Source organism: Microbacterium yannicii (assembly GCF_024055635.1).
GTDB lineage: Bacteria > Actinomycetota > Actinomycetes > Actinomycetales > Microbacteriaceae > Microbacterium > Microbacterium yannicii.
Genome location: NZ_JAMXMB010000027.1, coordinates 39,742 through 55,521, shown reverse-complemented (window position 1 = coordinate 55,521; position 15,780 = coordinate 39,742). Strand labels below are relative to the sequence as shown.

At 68.8% G+C, this 15,780-nt stretch carries 15 protein-coding genes; 9 read left to right on the top strand and 6 right to left on the bottom strand.

The genetic code is table 11. From position 1 onward, the window contains the following. Positions 1-10: 10 nt before the first annotated feature. From NCG93_RS11205 to NCG93_RS11195, 3 genes are read left to right on the top strand one after another with little or no spacing between them, the layout of a single operon-like run. Positions 11-688, top strand: coding sequence for a response regulator transcription factor (locus NCG93_RS11205; RefSeq protein WP_194414133.1), 678 nt, complete (start codon positions 11-13; stop codon positions 686-688). Further along, positions 678-1,928: an ATP-binding protein gene (locus NCG93_RS11200; RefSeq protein ID WP_194414132.1), complete on the top strand. Its 1,251-nt coding sequence runs from the start codon at positions 678-680 to the stop codon at positions 1,926-1,928. Before NCG93_RS11205 ends, NCG93_RS11200 begins: the two co-directional genes overlap by 11 nt. Further along, positions 1,925-3,034, top strand: coding sequence for a hypothetical protein (locus NCG93_RS11195; protein WP_194414131.1), 1,110 nt, complete (start codon positions 1,925-1,927; stop codon positions 3,032-3,034). Before NCG93_RS11200 ends, NCG93_RS11195 begins: the two co-directional genes overlap by 4 nt. A gap of 500 nt (positions 3,035-3,534) precedes the next feature. On the opposite strand, the gene NCG93_RS20345 is transcribed toward NCG93_RS11195, so the two are convergent. Together NCG93_RS20345 and NCG93_RS11185 are read right to left on the bottom strand one after the other, a co-directional pair. Beyond that, entirely contained in the window at positions 3,535-3,831 is a 297-nt protein-coding gene (locus NCG93_RS20345; protein ID WP_252787522.1) for an acyl-CoA carboxylase subunit epsilon, read from the bottom strand. Next, positions 3,828-5,417: an acyl-CoA carboxylase subunit beta gene (locus tag NCG93_RS11185; protein ID WP_372495977.1), complete on the bottom strand. Its 1,590-nt coding sequence runs from the start codon at positions 5,415-5,417 to the stop codon at positions 3,828-3,830. Before NCG93_RS11185 ends, NCG93_RS20345 begins: the two co-directional genes overlap by 4 nt. Before the next feature lie 183 nt (positions 5,418-5,600). On the opposite strand from NCG93_RS11185, the gene NCG93_RS11180 reads away from it, so the two are divergent. The 6 genes from NCG93_RS11180 (at position 5,601) to NCG93_RS11155 (ending at position 11,669) form a co-directional block, all read left to right on the top strand. Beyond that, positions 5,601-6,428, top strand: a complete 828-nt coding sequence (locus NCG93_RS11180) for a biotin--[acetyl-CoA-carboxylase] ligase (RefSeq protein WP_194414129.1) — start codon at positions 5,601-5,603, stop codon at positions 6,426-6,428. Between the two features lie 189 nt (positions 6,429-6,617). Then, complete coding sequence (locus NCG93_RS11175; RefSeq protein WP_194414128.1) at positions 6,618-7,202, top strand: PH domain-containing protein; 585 nt, start codon at positions 6,618-6,620, stop codon at positions 7,200-7,202. Positions 7,203-7,268: 66 nt separating this feature from the next. Beyond that, entirely contained in the window at positions 7,269-8,405 is a 1,137-nt protein-coding gene (locus NCG93_RS11170) for a 5-(carboxyamino)imidazole ribonucleotide synthase (protein WP_194414127.1), read from the top strand. 196 nt (positions 8,406-8,601) lie between these two features. After that, the gene (gene purE, locus NCG93_RS11165) at positions 8,602-9,069 is read left to right on the top strand and encodes a 5-(carboxyamino)imidazole ribonucleotide mutase (protein WP_194414930.1); all 468 of its coding nucleotides are present in this window, start codon (positions 8,602-8,604) and stop codon (positions 9,067-9,069) included. Then, complete coding sequence (locus tag NCG93_RS11160; RefSeq protein WP_252787521.1) at positions 9,066-10,538, top strand: LCP family protein; 1,473 nt, start codon at positions 9,066-9,068, stop codon at positions 10,536-10,538. The genes purE and NCG93_RS11160 overlap by 4 nt, the downstream gene beginning before the upstream one ends. A gap of 3 nt (positions 10,539-10,541) precedes the next feature. Continuing rightward, positions 10,542-11,669: a glycosyltransferase gene (locus tag NCG93_RS11155; RefSeq protein ID WP_194414126.1), complete on the top strand. Its 1,128-nt coding sequence runs from the start codon at positions 10,542-10,544 to the stop codon at positions 11,667-11,669. 9 nt (positions 11,670-11,678) lie between these two features. Here the strand turns inward: NCG93_RS11155 and NCG93_RS11150 are convergent, their stop codons facing one another. The 4 genes from NCG93_RS11150 to NCG93_RS11135 all read right to left on the bottom strand — a co-directional run bounded on the left by NCG93_RS11150 (position 11,679) and on the right by NCG93_RS11135 (position 15,761). Then, a complete protein-coding gene (locus NCG93_RS11150; RefSeq protein ID WP_194414125.1) occupies positions 11,679-13,121 on the bottom strand; it encodes a hypothetical protein in 1,443 nt (480 codons plus the stop codon). 60 nt (positions 13,122-13,181) lie between these two features. After that, the gene (locus tag NCG93_RS11145; protein WP_372495983.1) at positions 13,182-13,889 is read right to left on the bottom strand and encodes an ABC transporter ATP-binding protein; all 708 of its coding nucleotides are present in this window, start codon (positions 13,887-13,889) and stop codon (positions 13,182-13,184) included. Between the two features lie 16 nt (positions 13,890-13,905). Then, a complete protein-coding gene (locus NCG93_RS11140) occupies positions 13,906-14,772 on the bottom strand; it encodes an ABC transporter permease (RefSeq protein ID WP_194414123.1) in 867 nt (288 codons plus the stop codon). 74 nt (positions 14,773-14,846) lie between these two features. Further along, positions 14,847-15,761: a glycosyltransferase gene (locus tag NCG93_RS11135; protein ID WP_194414122.1), complete on the bottom strand. Its 915-nt coding sequence runs from the start codon at positions 15,759-15,761 to the stop codon at positions 14,847-14,849. Positions 15,762-15,780 lie beyond the last annotated feature (19 nt).

The window sequence follows — 15,780 nt, the reverse complement described above, 5'->3', positions numbered from 1 at the left end:
GGCTGGCCGAATGACACGGGTGGCCTTCATCGACGACCACGAGTCGGTTCGGCTCGGGCTCGAGGCGGCCTGCCTCCGTGCCGAGGCGATGAACGTCGCCTTCTCCGGGAGCACCGTCACGGAGTACGTGCAGTGGCGCGCGTTGTCGCGCCACCCCCCGGCGGACGTCGTGGTGCTCGACCTGACGCTCGGCGACGGCACCACGGTCACCGAGAACGTGCGACGCCTGGTGCTCGACGGATCGAGCGTCATCATCCACAGCGTCGCCGACCGGCCTGCGGCGGTGCGTGAGGCCCTCGCAGCCGGCGCGGCCGGCGTGGTGAGCAAGTCCTCACCCATCGGCGACGTCATCGCGGCGGTCCGCACCGTGTCGCGGGGCGAGCCGCTCAACAACGTCGAGTGGGCCAGCGCCGTCGAGGGCGACCGCGCCTTCGCGGACGCGCAGCTGTCCGCGCGGGAGCGGGACGTGCTGCGGCTCTACGCCGCAGGCCTCCCGCTGAAGGTGGTCGCCGACCGGCTCGGAGTCGCGTACTCCACGGCGAAGGAGAACATCACGCGCATACGCGTCAAGTACGTCGAAGTCGGGCGCCCCGCGCCGACCAAGATCGACCTGCTGCACCGCGCCGTCGAGGACGGCATCCTCGTCGAACCGTCCGCCGACCCGGGAGACAGCACGCGTGGCCGTTGACGCGCAGACCGGCCTGCTCGACACGGCGTGGGGTCAGATTCCTCACTCCCCGCAGGTCACGGTCGGCATCGGATCGTTCACGCGGTCCCGTGTCGAGCGCATCATCTCGCTCGTCGGCGGAGCGTTCGGGTCGCTGATCCTCGGCCTCCAGGCCTTCCTGACGGCGCTCGGATCGACCGACGAGAGGCCTGGCTGGCACGAGGCCCTGATGATCTCGGTGTTCGGCACGCTCGCCGTCATGATCCTCGCCTGCGTCATCGGGCGCGGCGTCCGTGTCGCGGCCGGCGTCTTCGCCCTCGTGTACGTGCTCGCGCTCGTCGCCTGGCCGATCGCCACGGCGGGCGTCGTGTCGACGTCCATCGACGAGCCGTGGATCTGGTATCTCCTGAACCTGGCGACGCTCGCCGCCGTTCTGGCCTTCCCCTTCCCGCTCCAGATCGGGTGGACGATTCTCGCGCCCGTCCTCTTCGGCGTGGTCAGGCTCATGCAGGTCGGCTTCGCGAGCGAGTTCTGGTTCACCGTCGGCCTTGACGTGTCGTTCGCCCTGATCCTGGGCGGGGTCATCCTGACCCTCGGCTGGCTGTTCCGCTCGATGGCGGTGAACGTCGACGAGACGCGCGCCCGCGCGGTCGCGTCGTACGCCCGGGCTGCGGCCGCGGATGCTGCCGAGCAGGAGCGCGTCGCCGTCGCCGCGCTGATGCACGACAGCGTGCTGGCGGCGCTCATCGCCGCCGAGCGGGCCAGCACGCCCCGTGAGCGCACCCTGGCCGCATCCATGGCCCGTGAGGCGCTCACCCGGCTGGCCAACACCGAACAGGACGCGCACGAGGGCACGGACGAGCCGTGGGATCTCGCGGCGCTCGCGGCGGAGATCGACGCCGCGGCCGGTGAGCTCGGCGTGGACGTCGACATCCAGCGCGAGTTCGACGGTGCCGGGCCGTCTATCCCCGGACGGGTGGCCCGCGCTCTCGCTCTCGCCGCCACGCAGGCGGTGGCCAACGCGCTCCAGCACGCCGGCGGAGCGGGGCTGGGGATCGCCGTCATGGAGACGGGTGCGCGGGTGCGCGTCGAAGTGCACGACGCCGGCGAAGGCTTCGACCTCGACGCCGTCCCCGACGACCGGCTGGGCATCCGGGCGTCGATCATGGCCCGCGTCGCCGCCGTCGGCGGCCATGCCGACCTCGAGACCGGCCCCCATGGGACCGTCGTGCGACTGACCTGGCAGGAGTCCACCGCATGATCAGTGTCAAGAACGTGCTGGTCCTGCTGGCCGTCGCCTTCACGGCGTACCTCGCCGCACGCGGTCTGTCGTGGACCGGACCGGTTGCGCAGCCGCTCGTCGTGGTGATCGCGCTCGTGTTCTACCTGGCGACCACCTGGCTCTGCATCTTCTGGGAGCCGGCATCGACCCGCTCGACACCCCAGACGGGTGCCGCGGGGGCGGGTGCGGCGGCAGCGAGCGCAGGTGCCGATGGTGACCCGAAGGCGCTGGCCGAGGGCATCCGTGGTCCCGTGCCGCTCCCCGCGATCGCTCAGGTCCTGGCCCTCGCGTGTGCGGTGATCGTGCCCAGCGCGATCTCGGTCGCCGTCGGAGCGGCGTCGCGGACGGAGCCGTTCGCGACGTGGTACCTCGGAGGCATCGGCGCGCTCATGACCATCGTCATGGTGCGGCGCCGGCCGTGGACCGCCTGGACCGGCATCGTCGCGCTCACGGTGGCCTCCATGGTCTGGATGGGTCCGCTGAACGCGCTAGCGCTCGGCCTCGTGGGTTCCATCGTGTGGGTGACCTGCGCGCAGCTGCTCGTGTTCTCGATGGATCGGGCCGCACGCGACACCTCGCGCCTCACGCGGCTGCAGCGGGCCGCCAGCGGATGGCAGACGTCGCAGGTGGTCCGTCAGCGCGAGCGTCGCGTGCAGGTGCAGAAGGCGCTGGCCGTCGCCGGGCCGGTGCTCACGCGAACGGTTGCGCACGCGGGCCGGTTGACCGACGCTGACCGGCTCGAGGCGAGGATCGCGGAGGGCAAGCTCCGGGACGAGATGCGGGGGCCCCGGCTGCTCGACGATGCGGTGCGCGCCGAGCTCGAGCGCGCGCGGCGCAGGGGCGCCAACGTCACCGTTCTCGACGAGGGCGGGCTCGACGGCGTCGACGAGGAGCAGCTCGGCGTGATCCGGGCCCAGCTCGCGGACGCGCTGCGATCGGCCGCCTCGGACCGGCTGTACATCCGCACCTCGCCCGACGAGCGGGTCGCGGTCACTGTCGTGGGACGCTCGCCCTCCGTCGGCGGTCCCAGCGATGAGGACTCCGTCGACCTGTGGTTGGAGATCCCGCACCCGGGCAGGGCCTGAGTCGCGGGGCGCACGACGCGTCCGGACCGAGACCGAGGCGCAAGATCACGACGGGTGAGGCAGAGCCACGGGTGCGACCCGACGAGTGCGGGCGACGCCCGAGGCGCTCACGACACCGCGCCGGGCATACTCGCTCCCCGCCCGGAGGGGGAGGGGATACCAGGCGGGGAACGGGGATCGAAGGAGGCGAGGGGCGGCGAAGCCGCCCGCCCCTCGCCTGCGCGGACGGTTACCCGAAAACCGTCCGCATGGCCGGACCCGAAGCAACCGCAGAGCGGAGTCGGATCGGCCGAACGCAGAAGCGTTCCAGCGAGTCAAGTATCTCCGGGCCGCAACAGGTGTGTCTGTAGGTATTTCGGGGGACAAAACCGTCCGGTCGCTGAGCGAGCGAGGAACAAGCGAGACGAAACGTTCGAGGACGTGTCGCGGGTCGGGCGAGAAGGCTTGGTGGCGCTCCGCTCAACGATCCGTGCCGCAACGCGCACGCACATGGTTCAGGTTCAGCCGAACCGGCCCCAGCCCAGGTCCCTGTTGAGCGGCGCGCGCAGCGAGCGCTGCGACAGCTCCCAGGCGGTGCGGCGCACGCGATCGTCGGCGACCGCCTCGGCCGCCTCACCCGTGTATGCCTCGGTGACGACGGCGATCAGCGCCGCGAGCTCCTCCTCCGTGGCGGCGCCGCGGAGGATGTCGATCGTCACGCTGTCGCCCGACGTCTCCGAGTGCGCCGACCCCGGCCGTGCCGGGTCGCCGCCGCCGGGCGAGGCAGGCGACGCGTCTCGGCCATCCGCGATGCTCACAGCGGGATGTTCCCGTGCTTCTTGGGCGGCAGGCTGGCACGCTTGCCGCGGAGCGCCCGCAGTGCCTTGGCGATCGACACGCGCGTCTGCGCCGGCTCGATGATGCCGTCGAGTTCCCCGCGCTCGGCCGCGAGGAAGGGCGAAGCCACGTTGTAGGTGTACTCGTTGGCCAGGCGTGTGCGCACTGCCGCGACATCCTCTCCCGCCTCTTCCGCACGCTTGATCTCGCCGCGGTAGAGGATGTTCACGGCGCCCTGGCCGCCCATGACGGCGATCTCGGCCGTCGGCCACGCGAGGTTCACGTCGGCACCCAGCTGCTTGGACCCCATGACGATGTAGGCGCCGCCGTAGGCCTTGCGGAGGATGACCGTGACCAGCGGCACGGTCGCCTCGGCGTAGGCGTAGAGCAGCTTGGCGCCGCGACGGATGACGCCGGTCCACTCCTGGTCGGTGCCCGGCAGGTAGCCGGGCACGTCCACCAGGGTGACGATCGGGATGGAGAACGCGTCGCAGAAGCGCACGAAGCGGCTGGCCTTCTCACCGGCCTCGATGTTCAGCGTGCCCGCCATCTGCGAGGGCTGGTTGGCGATGATGCCGACCGAGCGACCCTCGACGCGGCCGAAGCCGATGACGATGTTCGGTGCGAACAGCGGCTGCACCTCGAGGAAGTCCTCGGCGTCGACGATGCCGCGGATCACCTGGTGGATGTCGTACGGCTGGTTCGGCGAGTCGGGGATGATCGCGTTCAGGGCGCGGTCGGCATCCGTCGTCTCGAACTCGAAGCCGCTCTCGTAGACGGGCAGCTCCGCCATGTTGTTGTCGGGGAGGAAGCCGAGCATCGAGCGGACATAGTCGATCGCGTCGTCCTCGTCCTCGGCGAGGTAGTGCGCGACGCCCGAGCGGGTGTTGTGCGTGTGCGCGCCGCCGAGCTCCTCCATGCCGACGTCCTCGCCGGTCACCGTCTTGATGACGTCGGGACCGGTCACGAACATCTGGCTCGTCTTGTCGACCATGACGACGAAATCGGTGAGGGCGGGGGAGTAGACGGCCCCGCCGGCCGCGGGGCCCATGATGATCGAGATCTGCGGGATCACCCCTGACGCCCGGGTGTTGAGGCGGAAGATCTCGCCGTACTTGCCGAGGGCGACCACGCCCTCCTGGATGCGCGCGCCGCCGGAGTCGAGGATTCCCACGATGGGGATGCCGGAGCGCAGCGCGAACTCCATGACCTTGATGATCTTCTCGCCGGCGACCTCGCCGAGCGACCCGCCGAAGGTCGAGAAGTCCTGCGAGTACACCGCCACCGTGCGCCCGTGGATCGTGCCGACGCCGCTGACGACCGAGTCGCCGTAGGGCCGGGAGCGATCCATGCCGAAGGCGGTGGTGCGATGGCGCACGTACTCGTCGAGCTCCACGAAGCTGCCGGTGTCGAGGAGCATCTCGATGCGCTCGCGCGCGGTGCCCTTGCCCTTCGCGTGCTGCTTCTCCTTCGCGATCTCCTCGGGATCGAGGACGGCCTCCTGGAAGCGTGCGCGGAGGTCGGCGATCTTGCCGGCGGTCGTCGAGAGGTCGGGCTGATCGGTCACGGATTCCACCCTATCGGCGGGCTCGGGGGATCTGTTGGAGGGTTCGCACAAGGGGTCGCGGCATCCGCTGTCGGTCCTCGGGGCATCTGGCTGCGGAAGCCCACTCCGTCGCGGGGCCCCCCGCGCCGCGGAATCGCGAAAGGGCAGAGTTCCGCAGGCAGAGACGGGCGTAGCGTGAGCAGCATGACGCACTCATCGTCGTACTCGTCCGAGGGCTTCCCGCTCACCGCCGCCGTCAGCCCGCGCGTGCAGGTGGTGGAGACCACCGACTCCACCAACGCCGATGTCGTGCGCCACGTCGTCGACGCACCGCACGAATGGCCCCACCTGTCGCTCCTGCTGACCACCGACCAGCGCGCCGGACGCGGTCGCCTCGATCGCACCTGGGTGACGCCGCCGGGATCCGCGCTCGCCGCCTCGGTCGTGATCGATGCCGCGGCTATTCCGGCTGCAGCCCGCGGGTGGATCCCGCTGCTGGCGGGCGCGGCCATGACGCGGGCGATCGCCGCGCAGCTGGCGGGGAGCGCGCACACCGCCACGCTGAAGTGGCCGAACGACGTGCTCGTCGACGGCGGCAAGATCTGCGGCATCCTCGCCGAAGTCGTGCCTGGCCATCCCGACGTCGTCGTCATCGGATCGGGAGTGAACACGCGGATGCCGCAGGGCGACCTCCCCGTCGACACGGCGACGTCGTTCGCGGTCGTGGGTGCGACGTGCGACGAGGACCGCCTGCTCGCCGACTACCTCACCGCCCTCGATGAGCAGCTCACGGCGCTCGCTGCCGCGGGAGGGGATGCCGCGGCATCGGGCGTGCTCGGCGAGGTCGAAGCCCTCTGCGGCACGCTGGGGAGCGAGGTGGCGGTGTCGCTGCCGGACGGCCAGACCCTGTGGGGCCGCGCGCGGCGCATCGACCACGACGGGCGCCTGGTGGTCGAACAGGACGGCGAGTACGAGAGCGTCGTATCGGCCGGCGACGTCGTTCACGTGAGGCCGCGCCCGTCGGGATCCTGACGGGAAGGGTATCTCGGCCGAACTCTCCGGGTTCGGGGCGCATCGTGAGCATTCGGGGCGCACCGCGTCCGCCCCGAGCGTGCGCGACGCGCCCCAAACCCCTGTCCAACGGGGCCTTTGCGCGACCGCGGATGACGGAAAACGGCGGGTGCACCCCGAACTGTCGGCGGCTCGCCGCACAATGGGTGCATGACGCAGCCGACGAGCTACGGCGGCAGACCGCTCACGCCGGCCCCCGGTGCACCCACGCCGGAGCTTCTCGTCGCGCGCTTCCGCCCGCACGCCCGGCGGCTCGCCTGGTCGGCGCTGGTGCTCATCGCGGTCGCCGGCGCCTGCGGATACTTCTACGGCAACCTCCCCGCGCCGTTCGAGAACTGGATGCTGGTGGCCGCGGCCGCCGCGGTGGTGCTGCTGCTCGTGCTCGTTCCGTACCTGGCCTGGGCCGGGCACGTCTACACGATCACGACGCGGCGTGTGATGGAGCGTCGAGGCATCTTCGCCGCGAAGCGCCGGGAGCTGGCGCACGTGCGGGGGTACACCCTCAAAGTGCATCGCGGCGTGCTGCAGCGCATGTGGGGCGCCGGCACGATCACCCTCAGCAACGGGGTCGATGAGCCGCTGCGGCTCGCCAACATCCCGAGCGCCGATCTCGTGCACGAGGCCCTTGTCGACCAGGTCGAGGTGAATCAGATCCTCGCCCACCGCGACGCGCAGCCGCTCCCGCCCGGCCAGCCGCCGGCCGTTCCGCCCCGGCCGCCGCTCCCACAGGCCTGACCCCGGCTCGTCCATCACCCCGCAGTGCGGGATGATGGAGGGGTCTTGAGGCGAGAGGGAGAGTGCATGGCGCTGCGAGTCGGAGTCGTCGGAGGAGGCCAGCTGGCCCGCATGATGATCGCGCCGGCGGTCGAGCTCGGTGTCGAGCTGCGCGTGCTCGCCGAAGACGAGGGGATGTCGGCATCCCTCGCCGCCACCGCCGTCGGCGACTACCGCGATGCGGCGACCGTGCTCGCGTTCGCGCGCGATGTCGATGTCGTGACCTTCGACCACGAGCACGTGCCGCAGGACGTCCTGGCGGCCCTCGTCGCCGAGGGCGTCGCCGTTCACCCCGGCCCCGACGCGCTGAGGTTCGCGCAGGACAAGCTGGTCATGCGCGCCCGCCTGCAGGAGCTCGGGATGCCGCAGCCCGACTGGGCGGCGGTCACGAACACCGAGGAGCTGCAGGCCTTCATCGACGACCACGGTGGCCACGCGGTCGTCAAGACGCCGCGCGGCGGGTACGACGGCAAGGGCGTGCGCGTGGTGTCGGCCGGCACCGAGGCCGAGGACTGGTTCGCGACGCTCGCCGAAGACGCCCACGGCGGTGCGCTCCTCGTCGAGGAGCTCGTCGCCTTCACGCGCGAGCTCGCCCAGCAGGTCGCGCGGCGGCCTTCCGGGGGGATGAGGGCGTACCCGGTCGTCGAGACGGTGCAGCGCGGTGGTGTCTGCGCCGAGGTGATCGCGCCCGCTCCGCACTCCAGCGGGCGGCTGCAGGAGGTCGCGTCCGGCATCGGCGTGTCGATCGCCGAGGGCCTCGGCGTGACCGGGATGCTGGCGGTCGAACTCTTCGAGACCACCGACGAGCGTCTGCTGGTGAACGAGCTGGCGATGCGCCCGCATAACAGCGGTCACTGGAGCCAGGACGGCGCGGTGACAAGCCAGTTCGAGCAGCACCTGCGCGCCGTGCTGGATCTGCCGCTCGGCGAGACGGAACCGGTCGCGGAGTGGTCCGTCATGGTGAACATCCTGGGCGGGCCGACGGAGGACTCGCTCGACGAGCGCTTCCCCGCAGCGATGGCGGAGCATCCGCAGGCGAAGGTGCACACGTACGGCAAGGCGCCCCGCCCCGGACGCAAGGTCGGTCACGTCAACGTCATCGGCGACGACCTCGACGACGTGGCGTACCGGGCGCGGGCAGCGGCATCCTTCTTCCTGGACTGAACGTCAGCGACGCCTCGACAGGCTCGGCGCCGAGGATCGCAGTGTCGATGGGCTGTCCCACCGGTCCGAGCTTGTCGAAGGGTCCGCGCCGTTGCGGGCATCTTCCAGCCTTCGCCCCTACCCTTGACGAGTGACTGCGCCCCCTGCTGATCCGCGGCCCCTCCATTCCTCGGAGGCGCCGCTCGTCGGCGTCGTGATGGGCTCCGATTCCGACTGGCGCGTCATGAGCGACGCCTCGCAGGCACTCACCGACTTCGGAATCGCGCACGAGGTCGAGGTCGTCTCGGCGCATCGCACTCCCGACAAGCTCCTGCGCTACGGGCGTGAGGCCCGGTCCCGCGGTCTGCGCGCGATCATCGCCGGCGCGGGCGGAGCGGCCCATCTTCCCGGCATGCTGGCCTCCCTCACCGCGTTGCCGGTCATCGGCGTCCCCGTGCAGCTGGCCACCCTGGACGGGATGGACTCGCTGCTGAGCATCGTGCAGATGCCCGCCGGCATCCCGGTCGCCACCGTCTCGATCAACGGCGCCAAGAACGGCGGGCTTCTCGCCGCGCGGATCCTCGGCGCCTCGGACCCGGCCGTCGCTGACCGCATCGAGGCCTACGCCCGCGACCTCGAAGCGCAGGTCGAGCAGAAGAACCGGCGGCTCAAGGAGTCGCTGTGAGCGTCATGAGCCCACCGAGCGTGAAGGCTCGTCCGACCCGGTCGAGTGTGGTCGAAGAGCGCCCGATACGGTATCCGGATGCCGCGTCCCGCGCTGTCATGACCCGCCGCGGTTGGTGGCTGGTCGCGCTGAACTTCCTGATCCCCGGGTCGGCCCAGGTGCTCGCCGGCAATCGCCGGCTCGGCCGGTTCGGCATCGGTGCGACGCTCGTGATGTGGGTGCTGCTCGTGATCGCGGTGCTGTTCGCGCTGCTCGCGCCGACCGCCGGACTGAGCATCGTGACGAGCGCGTGGCTGCCCGACTGGCTGGCCCTGCTCCGGCCCCTCCCGCTGCTGATCGCCCAGGCGCTGCTGATCGGCTACGCGGTGCTGTGGATCGTGTTGAGCATCGACACGCTGCGCCTCGTGCGCCTGGTCAAGACGGGACCCTGGGCGCGGTTCGCCATCGCGATCGTCGCCGTCGCGCTCATGGTGGTGGCCGGTGGCACCGCCGCCAAGGCGGCCGAGTACGTCGGAACCACCCGAGCCACCATCAGCACCATCTTCGGGGCCAGCGGTCCCACGGTGGCGCCGGACGACGGGTACTACAACATCCTGCTGCTGGGCGCCGACAGCGGAGAGGGTCGCGACTCGATGCGGTTCGACAGCATCTCGGTCGTGTCGGTCAACGCTGAGACGGGCGCGACGACGATCACCGGCATCCCTCGCGATATGCCGCACTTCCCGTTCGCCGAAGGCCCGATGCAGGAACGCTACCCCGACGGCCACGAAGGTCACGCCGACCCAAACTGCGGCTGGGGGAGTGGCATCAATCAGCTGCGCACCGAGGTCGAGGTGTGTCAGAACGGCGCCGACCTGTATCCGGATGCCGAGGCGAACGGCTCGGAGCCCGGCATCGAGGCGACCAAGGACGCCGCCGAAGGCATCCTCGGGATCAAGATCCCCTATTACGTGTTCGTCGACATGCACGGTTTCGCATCGCTCGTGGACGCACTGGGTGGTGTCGACATCAATGTGGTCGAGCGCCTTCCCAAGGGCGGTCCGCCCGACGGGGTCGACCCGCACGATGTCGACAGCTGGGCCATCGGCTGGATCGAGCCCGGGCAGCAGCACATGGACGGCGACACGGCGCAGTGGTACGCGCGCTCGCGGTACACGACGAGCGACTTCGACCGCATGCGGCGCCAGCGGGAACTGCAGGAGGCGATCCTGGCGCAGTTCACCCCCGATGTCGTGCTGACGCGATTCCAGGATGTGGCCGCGGCGGGTGCCGACCTCATCAAGACCGATCTGCCGCAGTCGTTCATCCCGACGCTCGTGGACCTCGGACTGAAGGCCAAGGAGCAGCCGGTCCAGACGATCGAACTGACACCGGCGGAGGGCATCGACGAGTTCGACCCCGACTACGCGTACATCGCCGAGCTCATGCAGACGACGCTCCACCCGCCGACCCCGACGCCCGAGGGCTGACTCATGGTCGCCACGCTGCGCGTCGTGCTGGATCAGCTCGTCGCACCGACCGAGCCCGAGCTCGCCGAGGCGTCACGCGAGCTCGCACGGGCCCTGGTGATCGCGGCGCCGTCCGGCTGCGAGGTCGAGGCCATCGCCCCCGCCGGGGGAGCGGATGACGCGTTGGCGGCGGTGCCGGGGTTGGCCGGCGTGCGTCGCACCGCACTGCAGCGCCGCGAACTCTCCGCGGCCCTGCAACTGGGCGTGGGCACCGGCATCGGCGGCGGCATGATCCACTCGCCGTCGCTGTTCGCGCCGCTCGTGCGGCACGATCGCCTGCACGACAACGACCAGACGGTCGTCACGGTATGGGATCTGCGTCCGTGGGAGTCGCCCGCCGAGCTGCCGCGTGCCGTCGTCGCGTGGCACAAGGCGATGCTGAAGCGCGCCGTCAAGCACGCGGACGCCGTCGTGGTGCCCACCCACTCGCTGGCCGCCCGGCTGCTCGAGATCGCCCCCTTGGGTGACCGGCTCCGGGTGATCGCCGGTGCCTCCCCGTCGGGGTTCTCGGTGCCTGTCGACGAGGTCGGCCGCCGTCGCGAGCTGGGGCTGCCCGAGGGCTTCGTGCTGCTGGCGGGTGGCCCGTTGGCTTCGGAGGGGCTGGATGCCGGACTCGCCGCGGTCGCGGCATCCCGCGTCGACCTGCCCGTCGTGGTCATCGACGTCGAGGAAGGCCACGAGCCGGCGGTCGTTGAGCTGGCCTCGGCGGCCGGCCTGCCCGAACGGCGCATGCACGTGCGCGGGGTGCTGTCGGCGGAGGATCGCGCCGCCGTGTTCGGCGCCGCGGTGGCGCTCGTCGCGCCATCCCGGCGTGGGGCGTTCCCCTGGCGCGTCGTCGACGCCCTGACGCTCGGTGTGCCGGTGATCGCGGCGTCGTCCGCCGTGCACGCCGAGGTCGTCGTCGAAGGCGGGGTCCTCATCACGGGCAGCGACGCGTCGAGCGTCGTCGACGGGCTCGGTGCGGCGCTGGCGGCGTCGCTCGGCTCGACCGCCGCGGCGGAGCGGCTGGGTGTGCTCGCGGGGGATCGGGGACGGGCATTCTCCTGGCGCGAGGCCGCCGACAAGGTGTGGATGCTCCACGCCGAGCTGTAGCGGGGTTTTTCATCTCAGGCCGCTCGTCTCCATCTGCGCTTCCGCGAGTATCGTGTCTACGATCCGCTGTGCGGCACCTGGTTCGCCGAAGAGCCTCCGAATGTTCTCCCGCTGGGTGCTTGCCAGAGGATCACCCTTCTCAGAAATGAGCTCAGCGATGGCACGGGCCGCGGCCACGTCCGGGACGCGGTGGACTCCGGAGACTATCCGTTCACCCACGCGATTGAACTCCACATGCTCGTCACGCTCCAGGAACAGCGTGGGAACCGTCAGCACCTGGGACTCCGTGATCATGCTGGGTCCGTCGGTGACCAGCAAGTCCGTCGCCGCAAGAACCGGGGCGTACTCGCCGCGCCAGTAGACCGTATTGGGGAGAGCTCGCCACATGGCAAGCCAGTCTTTGAAGTCAGCGGACTTGAGGGGGCTCTCGGGGCGCCGAAGTGTGCCTCGCAAGTATGGGTGGTGGGTGAAGACGAACTCGGTTCCGAGATCTTCGCTTGCCCAGCGCAGCATGTCGTCTTTCACCTGAGGGAACATGCCGAAGTCGTTCCACCCGTCGAGGATCGAGTGGTGCGCCGACCACAGGACTCGCCGCCGCTTTGCAGGAACCTCTGGAGATGGCCAAAATGGCGCCATCTTGCGAAGCGCGTCAGCCTTGGGATGCCCTACTGCTCGATACTGGCTGCCACCCGTCAATGTGTCTGTTCGGGCGATCTCGACGACATCCTCGTTTGCGACGAATACCAACCACGCCGCCCGATGCCAGTGCTGGTCGAGTGCGCTGTTCACCGGTGGATGGTCCCATGGCACGTTCTTCGTCGGATTCATCGTCTCGTACGGGATCAACGCCAACCGCGCCCACGCCAGGTTCTCGGCAGAAAAGGCAGAGTCCACATCTGAGTCCCACTGGGATTGACGGAACACCACGTCGGGGTCGAGAGCCAGCAGCAACTCGCGTGCCCACGTTTGCTCATCGTTGCGCAGGCGCAGATGCGGAACTCCCCGTTCGGCCAGGAATCGATGAATACGACCCTCACCCCGAGACTCATCTCCTCCTCCGTAGTGATGCGGGATCGTGACCACAACCGGTTCGAAGTCGCTGCTGGCCCGCATGATCTGGATCACCTCGCCGATCGAGTCCCAGGCGTCCTTGTTGTGAACAAGGAAGACCACACGGACCGTCCCGCGCTGGAGAGTCCCACGGCGAGCGGCACGATCTGCGGCGGCGCGCACAAGGCTGCTTTCGGCGACGAGCTCGGCACGCACCTCGGCACGTATCTCGGCGCCCATCTGGGCCAAGAGCTCACGAGTCTCGTGCTCTTCTGCGTGTAGGGCATCGATCTCTGATCTCAGCCCGTCCAAGTCGCTGCGGATGGCGACAACACCGTCGCTCAGCCGCCGTAGTCGCGTGACGAGGTTTCGGGCCCTCGTTGCTGGGTTCCAGGTGGCCATCACACGAGATTATCCGGAGTTGAGTAGAGAGGGTTCGTGCGGAGACGCGCTTTCCTCCAATCAGGCGCGCATCTTGCCCACGGCCTCGTCGCTGGCGCCGTCGAACGCGATCTTGCCGCCACGGAGGAGGATACCGCGTTCGCAGAGCGACGCCACCATGTCGAGATCATGACTGACGACAACCAGCGTCTTGCCTTGATCATGCAGCTGCCGGATGCGTGCCAGGCACTTCTTCTGGAAGGGCTCATCACCGACAGAAAGGATCTCGTCGATGAGCAGAATGTCGACCTCGGTATGGATAGCCACCGAGAACGCGAGCCGGAGGAACATTCCTGACGAGTAGTGCTTGACCTCAGTATCAATGAACTGTTCGATCTCGCTGAACTCGACGATCTGTTCGTACCGGTCGTCGGTCTCCTTCTTCGTCATCCCAAGAATGGCCGCGTTCAGGTAGATGTTCTCGCGCCCAGACAAGTCGGGGTGGAAGCCTGCGCCGACCTCAATGAGCCCCGCCACGCGGCCGCGGGTCAGTACCCTGCCCTGGTCGGGAGTGAGCACGCCGGAGATGAGCTTGAGCATCGTGGACTTGCCCGACCCGTTGAAACCGAGCAGTGCGACGGACTCTCCCTCGCCGATTTCGAAGCTGACTCCGTCGAGAGCGTGGAAATCGGTGGTCAGTGGCTTGCGCTTAACCGCGGCGACGAAAGTCTCTTTGATCGAGTGTGTGTGGCGTAGCTTGAAGTCTTTGTGGACCGCGTCCACGACGATGCGAGGCAACGTGGTGTCAGAGATCCTGGGCAAAGCGACCCTCCAAGCGGCGGAATACGAACTGGCCGAACACCAAGATCAGGAGCGCAATCACGAGCGCCCACGCGGAATAGGTCCAGAGATTGGGGAGCGGCTGGGCGCCGCGCGGATCGAGGGGGAACCAGATTCCGTAGTGGAAGAGCTCCACCGCCGGCGTAAGCGGGTTCAGGCGGTAGAGCGCGAAGAGCCACTCCGGCACCTTCGACGCCACCATCTCCCACTGGTACATCACGGGCGACGCCCACACGGCGCACATGACGATGATCTCCACGAAGCTCTGAGCGTCGCGGAACGTCACGTTCACGGCGCCGAAGAGCATGCCTAGGCCGGTCGCCAGCATGGCCACGATGAGGAGCGCGAGCAGCAGTGCCGCGACCTGAAGGATCGTCGGCGCCCAGCCGAAGAACAACGCGATTGCGATGACGACGATGATCTGCGGAACGGTGTTCACGAGCGCCACGAGCATGCTCGCTATGGGGAACATCTCCCGCGGCAGGTAGATCTTTTTGATGAGGGCAGCGTTGTCTGTGAGCGAGCGCGTTCCGTTGGAGAAGGCCTCGTTGAAGAACGTAACGATGGTGATGCCAGCAAGGATGTAGATCGCATAGAAGTCGATGCTCTTGTTGAGCGCTAGGAAGACGCCCAGCGCAACGTAGAACACCAGGAATTGCACGAGCGGCTTCACATACGACCAAAGCCAGCCGAAGATCGATCCGCGGTAGCGGATCTGGATCTCCTTGCGGACGATCAACGCGAGCAGGTGCCGATGCGAGAAGACGTCGGTGAGCCCGCGGCTCCGCCCAGGCTCTTCAAGCACGGCGGCGTCACTTGTATCGCGGCGCATGAGTCCCTCCGGGCTGCGGTTGGTGCCCGGTGAGGGGCAGATGGGTCGGCACTGAGTATCAGGCGGTCGTAAGATCAGCGCACTTCGGCAGGGACCGGCGCGACGCGTTCCGCCTGCGGATTGAAGCCGATTGAGGCCAACAGTCGACCGGTGATCCGCCGACGCAGGCGCCATGCGACGCGGCCTCGATGCATGAGTATCTGCACGCGGAGGAAGAATCGGACATACGACAACAGCGACTCGTGGTGCAAATGGTATGAGCCTTCGTTGCGTGCACCGTAGGCGAACTTCCAGATGTTCTGTTCGTCGACCTTGGAGAAGTCGCCGGCGACGTTCGTCGGCGTATCGTGGATTACCTTGCTGTCGAGGATGCATACACCCGGACCGATACCCACGCCCGCCATGCGCGCATAGGCGGCGTCATCAAACCAGATGAAGTAATCACGCAGCGGCAGCCCGATCCGCTCGACCGTCTCGCGTGAGTACAGCGCGGAGACGAACGAGCACGTCTGCACGAGGACGGCGCGCTGCCCCTGCGCCCAAAGGCGTGCCCACTTCCAATCGGGGGCGGCGATGTTCATCTCTGCTAGCTCGTCGTGGTCGAAGTACACCAGCGAGCAGGCGAACGGCACTCCGCCGGGCATAGCTTCCATCGCCTCGCTGTGACCGCTGACCAGATGGCTCAGCGCCTCCGGTTCCGGGTAGCAGTCGTCGTCCATGAGCCAGAAGAGTTCGGCGCCGAGATCGTAGGCACGCTTCATCCCGGTCGCGAAGCCGCCGGCGCCGCCGGTGTTCTCCTCGAGGCGGGTGACGTCCAGCGTCGGATCGTCCAAGCTGGCGAGATAGCCCGCGGTGCCGTCGTTCGACGCGTTGTCGACCACGACGATCCACTCGGGCGGAGTGGTCTGATCGCGGACCGAGTCGAGCACGGTCTTGAGCTTCTCAAGCCGATTGAAGGTGACGATGACCGCGGCGACGCGTTTAGACACGCTGAGGGACCTTTCCTGT